11 protein-coding genes and 1 tRNA gene are annotated in these 13,095 nt (G+C 61.3%); 8 read left to right on the forward strand and 4 right to left on the reverse strand.

What is annotated here, in order from left to right:
* Positions 1-269: 269 nt before the first annotated feature.
* Positions 270-345: transfer RNA gene (locus tag RQ865_RS04215), tRNA-Val, on the forward strand.
* Between the two features lie 71 nt (positions 346-416).
* Here RQ865_RS04215 and RQ865_RS04220 read toward each other — a convergent pair.
* Together RQ865_RS04220 and zapE are read right to left on the reverse strand one after the other, a co-directional pair.
* Positions 417-770 carry a hypothetical protein gene (locus tag RQ865_RS04220; RefSeq protein ID WP_311477810.1) on the reverse strand — a complete coding sequence of 118 codons (354 nt, stop codon included), beginning with the start codon at positions 768-770 and terminating at the stop codon, positions 417-419.
* 106 nt (positions 771-876) lie between these two features.
* Positions 877-1,932: a cell division protein ZapE gene (zapE, locus tag RQ865_RS04225; protein WP_311477812.1), complete on the reverse strand. Its 1,056-nt coding sequence runs from the start codon at positions 1,930-1,932 to the stop codon at positions 877-879.
* A 206-nt stretch (positions 1,933-2,138) separates the two neighbouring features.
* On the opposite strand from zapE, the gene RQ865_RS04230 reads away from it, so the two are divergent.
* Genes RQ865_RS04230 through RQ865_RS04240 form a run of 3 tightly spaced genes read left to right on the forward strand, consistent with a single transcriptional unit; the run spans position 2,139 to position 4,270 of the window.
* Positions 2,139-3,062, forward strand: coding sequence for a sulfurtransferase (locus RQ865_RS04230; RefSeq protein WP_311477814.1), 924 nt, complete (start codon positions 2,139-2,141; stop codon positions 3,060-3,062).
* Positions 3,063-3,098: 36 nt separating this feature from the next.
* Positions 3,099-3,527, forward strand: coding sequence for a SufE family protein (locus tag RQ865_RS04235; RefSeq protein ID WP_311477816.1), 429 nt, complete (start codon positions 3,099-3,101; stop codon positions 3,525-3,527).
* Complete coding sequence (locus RQ865_RS04240) at positions 3,524-4,270, forward strand: dihydrofolate reductase family protein (protein WP_311477817.1); 747 nt, start codon at positions 3,524-3,526, stop codon at positions 4,268-4,270. The genes RQ865_RS04235 and RQ865_RS04240 overlap by 4 nt, the downstream gene beginning before the upstream one ends.
* Positions 4,271-4,286: 16 nt before the next feature.
* On the opposite strand, the gene RQ865_RS04245 is transcribed toward RQ865_RS04240, so the two are convergent.
* A complete protein-coding gene (locus RQ865_RS04245; protein WP_311477818.1) occupies positions 4,287-5,501 on the reverse strand; it encodes an alpha/beta fold hydrolase in 1,215 nt (404 codons plus the stop codon).
* Between the two features lie 133 nt (positions 5,502-5,634).
* Here RQ865_RS04245 and RQ865_RS04250 point away from each other — a divergent pair, with 133 nt between their 5' ends.
* From RQ865_RS04250 to RQ865_RS04265, 4 genes are read left to right on the forward strand one after another with little or no spacing between them, the layout of a single operon-like run.
* Positions 5,635-6,252 (forward strand): DUF3000 domain-containing protein, encoded by a 618-nt coding sequence (locus RQ865_RS04250; RefSeq protein ID WP_311477819.1) that lies wholly within the window; start codon positions 5,635-5,637, stop codon positions 6,250-6,252.
* A complete protein-coding gene (locus tag RQ865_RS04255; protein WP_311477820.1) occupies positions 6,239-7,465 on the forward strand; it encodes a ribonuclease D in 1,227 nt (408 codons plus the stop codon). Before RQ865_RS04250 ends, RQ865_RS04255 begins: the two co-directional genes overlap by 14 nt.
* A gap of 58 nt (positions 7,466-7,523) precedes the next feature.
* Positions 7,524-8,744 carry a thiolase family protein gene (locus tag RQ865_RS04260; protein ID WP_311477821.1) on the forward strand — a complete coding sequence of 407 codons (1,221 nt, stop codon included), beginning with the start codon at positions 7,524-7,526 and terminating at the stop codon, positions 8,742-8,744.
* Between the two features lie 6 nt (positions 8,745-8,750).
* Positions 8,751-10,913 carry a 3-hydroxyacyl-CoA dehydrogenase NAD-binding domain-containing protein gene (locus RQ865_RS04265; protein WP_311477823.1) on the forward strand — a complete coding sequence of 721 codons (2,163 nt, stop codon included), beginning with the start codon at positions 8,751-8,753 and terminating at the stop codon, positions 10,911-10,913.
* Between the two features lie 76 nt (positions 10,914-10,989).
* On the opposite strand, the gene dxs is transcribed toward RQ865_RS04265, so the two are convergent.
* Complete coding sequence (gene dxs, locus RQ865_RS04270) at positions 10,990-12,981, reverse strand: 1-deoxy-D-xylulose-5-phosphate synthase (RefSeq protein WP_311477825.1); 1,992 nt, start codon at positions 12,979-12,981, stop codon at positions 10,990-10,992.
* Between the last annotated feature and the right edge of the window lie 114 nt (positions 12,982-13,095).

Genomic DNA, 13,095 nt, shown 5'->3' on the forward strand with positions numbered 1-13,095 from the left:
CTCGCGACCCTCACCTTGGCAAGGTGATGCGCTACCAACTGCGCTACATCCGCACTGCTCTGCACGACACGTTGTTGCGATGTCGCTCAGCGCGTAGATGACTCTAACGCAACTTTTGCGAGAAACACAAATCCCCCACACCTTCCGGCGCGTTGCGCATGGCGCCAGCGAACACGCCAGCCTTCGAGGCAACCGCGTCGATTCACGCCGTTACGACAGCACGATTTGCACTCGCCCACAATTGTGTGGCAGCATTGCTCCTTGTCTACGGGCGATTGGCGCAGCTGGTAGCGCGCTTCCTTCACACGGAAGAGGCCGTCGGTTCGAGTCCGGCATCGCCCACCAACAAGTTGAGGCGCTGGTGTTCACCAGCGCCTCAACTGCTTTCGAGCGGAACCTACCCAGCGCAGCTGCGGCTAGTTCTTCCCCATGACCTCAGCCAAGCACTTTTCGCTGGCTTCACTGGCTACCTTCTCGGCGAGTTCTTTCTCTTCCTCGCTGCTGTAGGCGGTGCGGCTCTTACCCGCCTCGGCGTCCTTCACCATGTCGCTCAGCGTCTTGTCTGAGATTTCCGACCCGTGAAGCTCCTTCGCAATGCATTCAAACATCTGGTCGAGCGCCTCGGGGTCACCCGCGGCTGAGTCACCTGCTGCTGTGTGGAAAGCCTGCTTGATTTCTTCAACCGAGGGCCGCTGAGCGCCAGCACACGCGGTCAGCGCCAGTGCCGAAATAAGTGCGGGAATAATGGCAACTTTGCGCCACTGTTTCATGAAGATCTCCTCTAGATACGTGAACTACGTAGCCACCCTAGCCTAGTGAAGGTGTTGGTGCTCACGCTCGTTTGCACATCCCAAACAAAACGGGATGCGCCTGTTGCTACTGGTCTGGGTTGGAGTCGACTGCAGCTCCGGTCGACGCGATCAGGCGCGACACCGAACGCAAATATTTCTTGCGGTAGCCACCGTCGATCATGCCGCCACCGAATATGCCATCAAGGGATTCTCCCGAGGCAATGATTGGAATCTGCGCGTCATAGACCCGGTCGATGAAGGCCACAAAGCGCAGTGCTTCCGACTGATCGGTGAGTTCACTCACCGCATCGATAACGAGCGCATCGACACCGTCGATAAGCTTCACATATCGCGAGGGATGCACCTTGGCAAGGTGGTCGATGAGCTCACGGAATCCGTCGCGCGCAACCGTCTGCCCCGCGGCCACGCGCGCTTCGGTGAGTCGCTCAAGCTCAGCGGCTGCGGTGACCGTGGCCCGCCCCTCAACGGCACGACGCCGATAGTCGACCCCGTCAATACGCACGGTGCGAAACACATCCGCGAGCTTGGTAATTTCGCGCAGGAAGTCTTGAGCGGCAAATCGCCCCTCGCCCAGCGCATTCGGTGGGGTGTTCGAGGTAGCGGCAACGCGGGTGCCGGTAGCAACCAGCTCACCCAGCAGCTTCGACATCACCATGGTGTCGCCGGGGTCATCGAGCTCGAACTCGTCAATCGCGATGAGTTTGGTACCGGTAAGTGCCTTCACCGCGTTTTGGTAGCCGAGCGCCCCCACCAGCGAGGTGTATTCGATGAAGGTTCCGAAATACTTCCGTCCGCGAGCTGCGTGCCAGGTGGCTGCCAAAAGGTGAGTCTTCCCCACCCCGAAACCGCCATCGAGATAAACACCCGCCTTAATATGGCCGTCTTTGCGCGGTAATAGTCGCGAGAAAAACCCTCGGCCGGTTTGCTGGCCGCCGATTGTGCCGGCAAAACCACGGCAAATTTCTACGGCTTCGGCCTGTGAGGGATAGCTCTGGTCGGGACGATAGTTATCGAAGCTTGCCGTTGCGAACTGGGGCGGCGGCACCAGTGCCTGCACCATCTGCTCGGCGGTCATGGTGGGCATGCGATCAATCAGATGCACGAGAGTGCCTTCGGCCATGTAACGCTCCTGAACTTGTGTATGACAGATTGGTGCCCGACTTAGACACCCACTCCAGGTTAGCGTCCGCTTGTCACGACCGAGCCCGCGGGAATAACGACCATCAACAAAGCGTTGTCATACTCGTTTACTGAGGGACGGTCACCGATCGCGAACCCCGTCCGCACAACCCCGTTGTCACCGCGAATCGTTTCAAGGAGAGACTCATGGCTGCATCCATCGACCCCAGCGGCAAGTTTGCCGAGTATGCACATCCCGAACGGTTGGTTTCAACGGGATGGCTTGCCGACCGGCTTGATGAGGTAGCAACAGCGGGATCGGGAATCGTGCTCGTTGAATCGGATGAGGATGTGTTGCTTTACGAAACCGGCCACATTCCCGGCGCGGTTAAACTCGACTGGCACACCGACCTTAATGATGCGGTGATGCGCGATTATGTCGATGGCGCCGGCTTTGCCGAGCTGATGTCACAGCGCGGCATTTCACGCGACGACACCGTGATCATCTACGGTGACCGCTCGAACTGGTGGGCCGCCTACGCGCTGTGGGTGTTCACGCTTTTCGGGCACAAAGATGTGCGACTGCTTGATGGAGGCCGCGACAAGTGGCTTGCCGAGGGGCGAGAGATTACTCGCGAACGCCCCGAGCGTCAGCGCAGCGACTACCCGGTGGTAGAACGCAATGATGCTCCAATTCGCGCCACCCGTGACGATGTGTTCGCCGCGCTACGCGAGGGACGCCGTCTAATCGATGTGCGCAGCCCAGAGGAATACTCCGGCGAACGCACTCACATGCCCGACTACCCCCAGGAAGGGGCACTGCGCGCTGGCCATATTCCCACCGCGCAAAGTGTGCCCTGGTCGCGCGCGGCTGCCGAAGACTCAACCTTCCGCTCACGCGCCGAGCTCGAAGACATCTACTTCAGCGGTGCCGGCCTCACCCCTGGCGATGCCGAGGCGATCGCCTACTGCCGAATCGGCGAGCGATCGAGCCACACCTGGTTCGTGCTCACTTTCTTGCTGGGGCTGTCGGATGTGCGCAACTATGACGGTTCGTGGACCGAATGGGGTTCGCTCGTTGGTGCTCCGATTGTGCGCGGCACCGCCCCCGGCGAAGCCCCCGCCCGTTAACGGGCCCGCTCACACTTGCCCACTACGCTTAGCGCTATGACCGACATCGTCTTGCCCGCAGAACTCGCTTCGATTCGTGATGACTTCTTGGCGCTTCCCGCCAGTGAGCGGCTAACTCTACTCCTCGAGCTATCAGACGAGTTACCAGAGGTGCCCGAACGCTATTCCGATGCCGAGTTTGAGCGCGTTATTGAGTGCCAGTCGCCGGTGTTTATTACCGTCGAAGTGAACGATGGCAGGGTGGCGGTGTTTGCAAAGGCTCCCGCTGAGGCCCCTACCACGCGCGGTTTTGCTTCGGTGCTCGTGCAGGGGCTCGCCGGAGCAAGCGTCGAATCGGTGCTCGCCCTGCCGGTAGATTTCCCGTTTTCGCTTGGCATTACCGAGTTGGTATCACCGCTGCGCCTCAACGGCATGGTAGGGATGCTCACTCGAGTCAAGCGGCAGGTCGCGGAGCGCAGCGCGTGAGCGCGATCACCGAATCTATGCCCGACCCGGATTCGCTGCGAATCGTTCCCGGTGACGCAGGCGAGTTCACCATCGACTTGAAAGCGAGCGACACCGACGCCCGACTCGAAGAGCTCTATCGGCCACCGCAGCCCAATTGGATGCGGATGAATATGATCGGTTCGCTCAATGGCCGGGTCACCGGGTCGGATGGCACTTCCGACACCCTCTCAAACCGTGCCGATCGGCGCATCCTCAAACTCATTCGGCGGATGAGCGACGCCGTCATCGTCGGCGCCCAGACAGTGCGCCAAGAACGGCACACCAGCACCGCCCCAACGAAACTGTGCATTGTGACCGCAAGCGGCAATCTTGACGGGCACCGAATCACACCGGCTGAGGCGGCTGCATCGGTGCTCGTATGTTGCCCAGCCGGGGCCAGCAGGCGCGTCCAGGGCAGTATGCCCGGTGCCACGATCATCCCGTTGACGGCACCCGAGCAGCGCATCCAGCTGGCTGATGTGCTGCACGAGCTGCGCGAGCGAGGCTTGCACCAGCTCGTGGTTGAGGGCGGAAATCGGCTCATCAACCAGTTCTTGGATGCGGGACTGCTCGATGAGGTGTGTCTCACCCAGGCACCCGTTTTCGCTCCCGATTCGGCGCCGTCGCTACCCGGTTCGGGGCGAGGCACCGAGTTTCGTCGTGAACTACTCGCCGTCGATTCGGTTGGCTACGTGTACCAGCGACTGTTCGCGAGACACTGAGGCCCCAAACTGCGCGCTACACCACACGGCCGTGAACGAGACTATCGGATGCCTGCGTGGCGAGCCGATCAAACCACTTCCCCACTACCGCCTCCCAGCGATCGGGGTCAGTGTTCCACAGCCGCGTGTGCCGAGCACTCGTGAACTCCTCATAGGTCACGAGGTCTGGCCGAGCCTTCGCCAGCCGCTGACTACCACTCACCGGCACCACGGTGTCGCCCGTTGATGCAAGCACGAGTGTCGGCCAGCGCAACTGCGGTGCGCGAGCAACCACATCCAATTCGGTAAGATCAAGCGGCCCTTCGGTGCCCAATAGCGGCCGTGCAAGTGGCGACCCCAGTAGCCGAATACCAAGCTTCGCGATGCTCGGCGGCACATTCAATCGGCCTGCCTGCCAGATCAACGTTTCATACCAGTCAAGTGCCGGAGACTCGAGCATCAGGCCCACAATCATATCGGCGTGCACCGAACGCAGCGCCGCCTGCACCGCGATTGCCCCGCCCATTGACCACCCCACCAGCACCACGCGGCGCGCCCCGCGTGATTTGGCCCACTCGAGTGCCGCATCCACATCACGCCACTCGGTGAGTCCCAGCGCAGTTTTTCCGTTCTGGCCGGTGGGCGCACCCGGATCATTGCGATACTGCATCACCAACGAATGCCAACCTCGTTCAGCCACCAGCGGCACCGTGCGCAGCGGTTCGGTGAGCGTCGCACCGCGACCGTGAATATGAATACACCAATCGCTACTCTCGGCTGCCGCTGGAATAAACCAGCCTGGTAGCTCTCCCCCTTCGCCTGGAATCGCCACTTCGCTCCAGGGCAAACCGAGATCTTCGACCCCCAGCTGCGGGGCCGAGGCGAGCCGAACCGCCCGCACTCCAGAAAATTCTGTGCCACGCACATCCCGGTACCGTCGCGTCACCGTGCGCTCGGTCGTCTCAAGGCGCTCGAGCAGTCGAGCCCGCCCTCTCCCCTGTGCCCACAGCATCGTAAACTCGCCCAGCGCGTGTGATTCAATCGTGCGCTCCAGCACCACGGTGCCGCCGGTCGCGCCAGCGTCGCGATCGGGGCGAATCTCAACCACCCGAACGGGCTCACGGGGTTTCGACGGCAGCGTCACAACCTGGCGTGCAAGGCTCAGGGCGATGGTACCGACCAGCGCCCCCGCAAACGCGGCGGCTCCCGCCGCAGCTGCGGTAGCGGCTTGAAGGGTTCGCTGCTGTTTCATGTGACGCATCCTGTTCTCTAACAACCAGTACTTTTCACACTGTCTCGCTACCGGCGGCACCGTCTGCTGTGCTTCCACAGTAGTGAGCAAGTTCGACAGTCGGCGGCGTGGCGCTCGGTGCCAAGATGAGCGGGTGTTTAACCTCATCCGTGTGGTGGTAAGTCTGCATCCGGTTCCTGCCGAGTTCGATGCCGCTGTTGAAAGCGTTCGAGGCATTGAGTTCCGCAGCGATCTGCGCGTGCGAGAAATTCGTCCACCAGAAGGGCTTGCACCGAACGCTATCGCACTCGCAGCCGATGTGGCCCCCGAGCACCGGCACGGTGACTCACCGCTGGGAACCGGCCGATTCATTCTGATGCACGATGTGTCTCAGCCGGAGGCCTGGCGCGGTGAGTTCCGCGTGGTGTGTTTTGCGCAGGCACCGCTCGAGACCGATATCGGCGATGATGCCATGCTTCCTGAGGTTGCCTGGTCGTGGCTGGTGGATGCACTCACCGACGCTCATGCCGAATATGACTATCCTGCCGGCACGGTCACCGTCGTAAACTCGCGTGGTTTCGGTGAGCTGTCACCGCAGGGTCAGGGGTCGCAGATTGAGATGCGGGCCTCATGGACACCACGCACCCCCGATATTGGTGCGCATCTTGAGGGCTGGTCGAAGCTGCTGTGCATGTTGGCCGGCCTACCGCCGGTTGACACCCGCGATGTTCCGTCATTGCAGACACTGAGAAAGGCACATGGTCGCGCTTGATGCGAAGCGGCTCGATGAGGGTGAGCTGCAGGTAATCGATACCCCCGAGGCGCTGGATGCGGCGATTGCGCGCATCGCAGCCGGTAGCGGGGCAATTGCCGTCGATACCGAGCGGGCTGCTGGGTATCGATATTCCGACCGCGCCTACCTCGTGCAGCTTTTTCGCCGTGGTTCTGGGACACTGCTCATCGACCCGATTCCGTTTGGCTCGCTGGCGCAGCTGGGTGAGGTCATCAACTCGGAACCGTGGGTGCTGCACGCCGCTACCCAGGATCTACCGAGCCTGCGCGAGATCGGGCTCGACCCACAGGAGATTTTTGATACCGAGTTGGCGTCGCGGTTGCTGGGTAAAGCGCGCGTGGGCCTCGGTGCCGTAGTGGAAGAACTGCTCGGTATTGAACTTGCCAAGGCACACTCGGCATCCGATTGGTCGCTGCGCCCGCTACCTGACAAGTGGCTGGTCTACGCGGCGCTTGATGTTGAGCTGCTGTTGGACGTTAAGGATCGGCTCACCATTGAGCTGCGTGAAACTGGCAAAAGCGAGTGGGCGAGCGAAGAGTTCGCCGATATTCTCAAGCGCGAGCTGCGCCCCAAACGTGAGGAACCCTGGCGACGACTGTCGGGCATCCACACCATTCATCGTCCTCGCCAGCTTGCGGTGGCACGTGAGCTGTGGCTGGCTCGCGATGCTTTTGCGTGCGAAACCGACACTGCGCCGAGCCGTGTTGTTCCCGATCGGGCGCTCATTGAGGCGGTGAAGGCCATGCCGCGAACCAAGCAGCAACTAGCGGCATTGCCATCGTTCACCGGCGCCAAATCACGCGCACAGCTTGACCTTTGGTGGGAAGCGATTGAGCGTGGTCGCACCACCGATTCACTGCCTGAGCGCCAATCACGGCCGAAAGATGCCATGCCCGCACCGCGTGCCTGGGCTCAGAAGCGCCCCGAAGCCGATGCCCGACTCAAAACGGCAAAGCCGGCCGTTGCGGCACGGGCACAGCAGCTCAGCCTGCCCACCGAGAACCTACTCACTCCCGCAATCTTGCGCCGGGTGGCGTGGGAGCCGGCCGGTAACAGCGAAGCAGCGATTGCCGAACAATTGCGGGCACTCGGCGCACGGAATTGGCAGTGTGCCATTACCGCACCAGTCATTTGGGATGCTTTTGTAGCTTCCCGCCAAGATGTTGAGGAATCCGTAGCCCAGGAAAGCTAGGCTGCGAGAGTCCACCTCTGCCGTTCAATCGCACGGCACCGACCTGCAAGGAGGCAGTTTGGCTCAGTACAGCGCGCTTGATGCGTACTTCATTGATGGGGCTCGCACACCGTTTGGTCGTGCCGGCGACAAGGGGATGTATCGACGCACCCGCGCCGATGATCTTGCGGTGAAAGCAATTCGTGCCGTTGTTGATCGCAACGCAACGATCCCGCTGGATCGCTACGACGATGTCGCTATTGCCGCCACCACGCAGCAGGGTGATCAGGGGCTGACCCTCGGTCGCACCACCGCAATCTTGGCGGGTCTGCCCAATACGGTTCCCGGCCTTGCCATCGATCGAATGTGCGCCGGTTCACTCACCTCGGTGACCACTATGGGTTCGGGTATCCGTGCCGGCGCCTACGATGTGATCATCGCTGGTGGTGTCGAACATATGGGTCGTCACCCGATGGGATTCGATGCCGACCCCAACCCGCGGTTTTTGGCCGAGAAGCTCGTAGAACCAGACGCGCTTTACATGGGCAAAACGGCTGAGCGGCTCCACGACCGTTTCCCCGAGCTCACCAAGGAGCGGGCCGACCGCTACGCTCTCAATTCGCAGCGCAAAGCGGCTGCGGCCGTGCAGGGCGGTAAGTTCGATACGGATATCGTGCCGGTTGCGGTCGAATCTGATGCGGGCTGGGGCCTTGCCACTCATGACGAGCAGCTGCGCCCAGACACCTCGATGGAAGCACTCGCCGGGCTCAAGACCCCCTTCCGCCCGCACGGTCGGGTTACCGCGGGCAATGCTTCACCGCTCACCGATGGTGCCACCGCGTCAATTCTCGCCTCGGGTGCTGCGGTGAAAGAGTTCGGACTGACCCCGAAGATGCGTCTGGTCAACTTTGCATTTGCTGGTGTCGAACCCGAGGTTATGGGGCTCGGGCCGGTTCCCGCCACCGAAAAAGCGCTGCGGCGCGCCGACCTCACCATCGACGATATTGGCTTGTTTGAGCTCAATGAGGCGTTTGCAGTGCAGGTGCTGTCGTTCTTGGATGCATTCGGCCTTGCCGATGATGATCCGGCAGTTAACCTCTACGGTGGCGCGATTGCCCTCGGGCACCCCCTGGCGGCCAGCGGGGTGCGGCTGATGATGCAGTTGGCGAACCAGTTTGCTGAGCACCCCGAGGTGCGATACGGCCTGACCGCCCTGTGTGTGGGGCTCGGCCAGGGTGGTGCGGTGATTTGGGAGAACCCGCACTGGAACGGCAAGCGTCACGCTCGAGTGGGAAGGTAAGATCGCATGACGAACGAACTCTTTAACCGCAACCGTTACTCGGCAATTCTGCAGGCTGCCGAGGATGAGGTCATCACCGAATCGAAGGTGCGGGATGTGCCACTGCCCGGAAATCGCACGCTGGCACTCATCACGCTCGACAACAACCAGGACTATAAACGCCCAAACACGCTCGGCCCAAACACGCTCGCACAGCTGGGTGAGCTGCTGGTTACGCTCGCGCAGCGAGCGGGCGCCGGTGAGATTCATGCTGTTGCGGTCACCGGTAAGCGTTTCAACTTCGCCGCCGGTGCCGACCTGTCGCTGGTCGGTCAGATTCCCGACACGGTTGCCGCGCGGCAGATGGCTGAGCTCGGACACGACACGCTCGGCCTGTTCAGCAAGCTCGGGGTGCCGAGCTTTGCGCTGGTCAATGGTATGGCGCTCGGTGGCGGGCTCGAGGTGGCGTTGCACTGCGACTATCGCGTGCTCGATTCTTCCTGCCCGGCGGTGGCTTTTCCCGAGACCTACTTGGGTCTCGTACCCGGCTGGGGTGGTGCCACCATCACACCCAACCTGATTGGTATCGAGAACGCGCTGCGGGTGATTATCGAGAACCCGCTCAAGATGAACCGCATGCTGGGGGCTGAGCAAGCATACGAGCTGGGGCTGTTCGACCGTCTGATTAACCCGGTGAACTTCATCGAAGATTCGCTCAAGTTCATCACTGCGGTGCTTGATGGTGAAAAGGTCAAGCGTCCGAACGAGCCCGGCAAACTCGAACGTGCCGTGAAATGGGATGCGGCGATCAAGATTGCCCGCAAGTCACTCGAACAAAAAATCGGTGAGGTGCCGCAGGCCCCATACCGAGCGCTGGAAATCCTCGCCGCCGTAAAAAAGGGCGACCGCGAGGCCGGCTTCGAGCTCGAGAATCAGGCGCTGGGCGATCTTGTTGCCAGCGACCAGTTCATGGCATCAATGTACGGTTTTAACCTGGTGCAGAAGCGCGCGAAACGCCCAGTGGGTGCCCCCGATAGCGCGCTCGCCCGACCGATCACCAAGGTTGGCGTAATCGGTGCCGGACTGATGGCCAGTCAGTTCGCGTTGCTGTTTGCCCGGCGCCTGCAAGTGCCGGTGGTGATGACCGATCTCGATCAGGAGCGTGTCGACCGCGGTGTGGCCTCGGTGCAGGCCGAAATCGACAAGCTGCTCGACAAGAACCGCATCAGTACCGATACCCATGCGCGACTCAAGGGCCTGGTCACCGGAACGACCGATCGTCAGCAGTTTGCTGATTGCGATTGGGTAATCGAGGCGGTGTTTGAAGAGCTCAGCGTCAAACAGCAGGTGTTCAGCGAGTTTGAAGAGATTGTTCCCGAAGACGCCATCATGGCGACGAACACCTCCTCGCTTTCAGTGGCCGAGATTGGCGAGCCGCTCAAGCATCCCGAGCGGCTCATCGGTTTCCACTTCTTCAACCCCGTGGCGGTCATGCCGCTGGTTGAGGTGGTGAAGGTGGATTCCACCAGCGATGAGACACTGGCAACGGCAATGGCTGTCGCCAAACAGCTGAAGAAGAATGCGGTCATCGTCCGTGATCGACCGGGCTTCGTCGTGAATCGACTCTTGGCACGCATGCTCGGTGAGGTGATGCACGCGGTCGACACCGGCACCAGTGCCGAGGTAGCCGACACGGCGCTGGAACCGATGGGACTGCCCATGTCACCGTTCACGTTGCTCGAATTGATCGGCCTGAAAGTTGGTGCGCATGTGCTGCGCTCGCACCACGAGCCGTACCCCGACCGGTTCTTCGACTCGGCCAGTCTGCACGATCTGGCCGATCGTGATGCGAAGCTGCTCAAGCGTGACGGCAAGGGAAGTGTCACTGGCTACACACGCGAACTGCAAGCCGTGGTGGGATCGGAGGGGAACTCTCCCCTCACTGCCGAGCAACTACTCGAACGCACGCAGAACGCGCTCGCTGATGAGGTGAAGATCATGCTCGATGAGCAGGTGGTCACCGCCGCTGAAGATCTCGACCTCTGCCTAATTTTGGGGGCCGGGTTCCCGCTCATCAACGGTGGGCTCACCCCCTATCTCGACCGCATCGGCGCATCCGAGCGTGTGTTTGGGGGCACATTCCACACCCCAAAGATTCTCGGTGCCGCAACCCGCGAGGCTGCCAGCTAGCGCAGCAGTGGTAACACGGCGGGGCCGAACTCATAGTGGTTGTGGGTTCGGCCCCGCCGTATTGTTGTTTGAGCGGTCAGCGGTCACGAAAACGCGAGGGCTCGGGTGAGCTGAGCTGCTGCACCACAGTTTCGATCGCCTGGGTCTCGGTTTGGGCTGGTTCGGGACGCGCGTGTGGCACGCGTGAGCCGAGCACTTGCGCCACTATGTTCATGGCAATCTGGTGGGGCGCAAGCCCCACATCGGCAAGAATCTCATCGCGGCTGGCGTGATCAATGAACTCGTCGGGCAGCCCAAGTTCGGTGACCGTGGCTTCAACCTCGGCGGCGCGTAGATCTTGCCTGATGCGCGTGCCGATACCTCCGACCACAATGCCGTCCTCGATCGATACCACCAGTCGGTGGTGTCGAGCCAGCGCGATGACGCTTTCGGGCACCGGAACCACCCAGCGGGGATCAATCACGGTGACGCCGATTCCCTGTTGTTCGACCAGGTTGGCGACTGCCAGGGCGAGTTTCGCCATCGGCCCAACCGCGACGATCAGCACATCCGGTCGACTGCCGCGTCGCAGCAGATCAACGCCGTCGACGAAGCGCAGTTCAGCCTCTATTTCGTCGCCAACTTTGCCCTTCGAATACCGCACCACGGTGGGCGCGTCTGCCACCGCAACTGCTTCGCGCAGCTCTTCCCGCAGACGAGTGGCGTCACGTGGTGCGGCGATGCGGATACCTGGCACCAGCTGTAGTAGCGACAGGTCCCAAACGCCGTGGTGACTGGGGCCATCCGGGCCGGTCACACCGGCGCGGTCGAGTGCGAATGTCACCCCGGCCCGGTGCAGCCCAACATCCATCAGCACCTGGTCAAGTGCCCGGTTCATAAATGTCGCATAGAGCGCCACCACCGGGTGGAGTCCCCCGAACGCCATACCGGCGGCCGAGGTGACCGCGTGCTGTTCGGCAATTCCCACATCAAAAACGCGGTTGGGAAAAGCTTCTGCGAAGGGCGCAAGCCCGACCGGGCGAAGCATAGCCGCGGTCACGGCCACGATATCGTCTCGTTCGGCCCCGAGTTTGACCATCTCGTCGCCGAAGACACCCGTCCACGACTGTCCCGACGATTCCGAAACCGGTTCGCCGGTGATCGGGTCAATTTGCCCCACTGCGTGAAACTGGTCGTTCTTGTCGCTGGTGGCCGGCTCGTAGCCGTGGCCTTTCTCGGTGATGGCGTGCACGATCACCGGTTTGCCATAGTCACGGGCCAATCGCAGTGCCTCTTCCATCGCCCGCTGATCGTGCCCGTCAATGGGTCCCAGGTATTTGATGTCGAGATCAGAATACAGCCCGGCAGTGTTCCCCAGCTGGGATGCAAACCCGTGCAGGGCGCCGCGAGTAGCGCGGAAGATACCGCGACCAAACTTACCGAACAGTCTCGAGAACAGGTTCTTCGACCTTGATTGCAGACTCGTGTAGACGCGGTCGGTGCGCACCCGGTTGAGAAAGCGCGCAATACCCCCGATTGTCGGGGCATAGGAGCGGCCATTATCGTTCACGACGATCACCAGCCGTCGATCATTGTCGTCGGTGATATTGTTCAGCGCTTCCCACGTCATCCCGCCGGTGAGCGCACCGTCGCCCACCACGGCGACAACCGTGCGGTCGTCCTGTCCCGAAGCTTTCCATGCACGTGAGATGCCATCGGCCCAGCTGAGCGAGCTCGAGGCGTGCGATGACTCAACGACGTCATGCTCCGATTCGGAGCGCTGTGGATATCCGGCGATCCCGCCACGCTCACGCAGCTTCGAAAAGTCTTGTCGCCCCGTTAGCAGCTTATGCACATACGACTGGTGACCAGTGTCGAAAATAATCGCGTCGCTTGGCGAGTCGAAGACGCGGTGGATGGCGAGCGTCAGTTCAACCACACCCAGGTTCGGGCCGAGATGCCCGCCACTGCGCGACACGTTTTCAACCAGGAAGGTGCGGATCTCTTGGGCGAGCTCCTGCATCTGCTTCGAGTTGAGCTCCCGCAAATCTCGCGGGCTGTCGATGCGCGGAAGTAGCGAATCACTCATGATGACGTCTCCTTCCTGCGGTGCTTACGCAACAAAAATACTCGCGAGCGACGCAACATCTTTGATGCGTGGTCGTCGCACGGCAAGAGTTCATTGTATGCGCAATGGGCGCAA

The organism is uncultured Gulosibacter sp. (assembly GCF_963509965.1).
Taxonomy (GTDB): domain Bacteria; phylum Actinomycetota; class Actinomycetes; order Actinomycetales; family Microbacteriaceae; genus Gulosibacter.

Coding starts and splice junctions, on each gene's coding strand:
- RQ865_RS04220 (WP_311477810.1), bottom strand. CDS start 770: ATGAAACAGTGGCGCAAAGTTGCCATTATTCCCGCACTTATTTCGGCA.
- zapE (WP_311477812.1), bottom strand. CDS start 1,932: ATGGCCGAAGGCACTCTCGTGCATCTGATTGATCGCATGCCCACCATG.
- RQ865_RS04230 (WP_311477814.1), top strand. CDS start 2,139: ATGGCTGCATCCATCGACCCCAGCGGCAAGTTTGCCGAGTATGCACAT.
- RQ865_RS04235 (WP_311477816.1), top strand. CDS start 3,099: ATGACCGACATCGTCTTGCCCGCAGAACTCGCTTCGATTCGTGATGAC.
- RQ865_RS04245 (WP_311477818.1), bottom strand. CDS start 5,501: ATGAAACAGCAGCGAACCCTTCAAGCCGCTACCGCAGCTGCGGCGGGA.
- RQ865_RS04255 (WP_311477820.1), top strand. CDS start 6,239: ATGGTCGCGCTTGATGCGAAGCGGCTCGATGAGGGTGAGCTGCAGGTA.
- RQ865_RS04265 (WP_311477823.1), top strand. CDS start 8,751: ATGACGAACGAACTCTTTAACCGCAACCGTTACTCGGCAATTCTGCAG.
- dxs (WP_311477825.1), bottom strand. CDS start 12,981: ATGAGTGATTCGCTACTTCCGCGCATCGACAGCCCGCGAGATTTGCGG.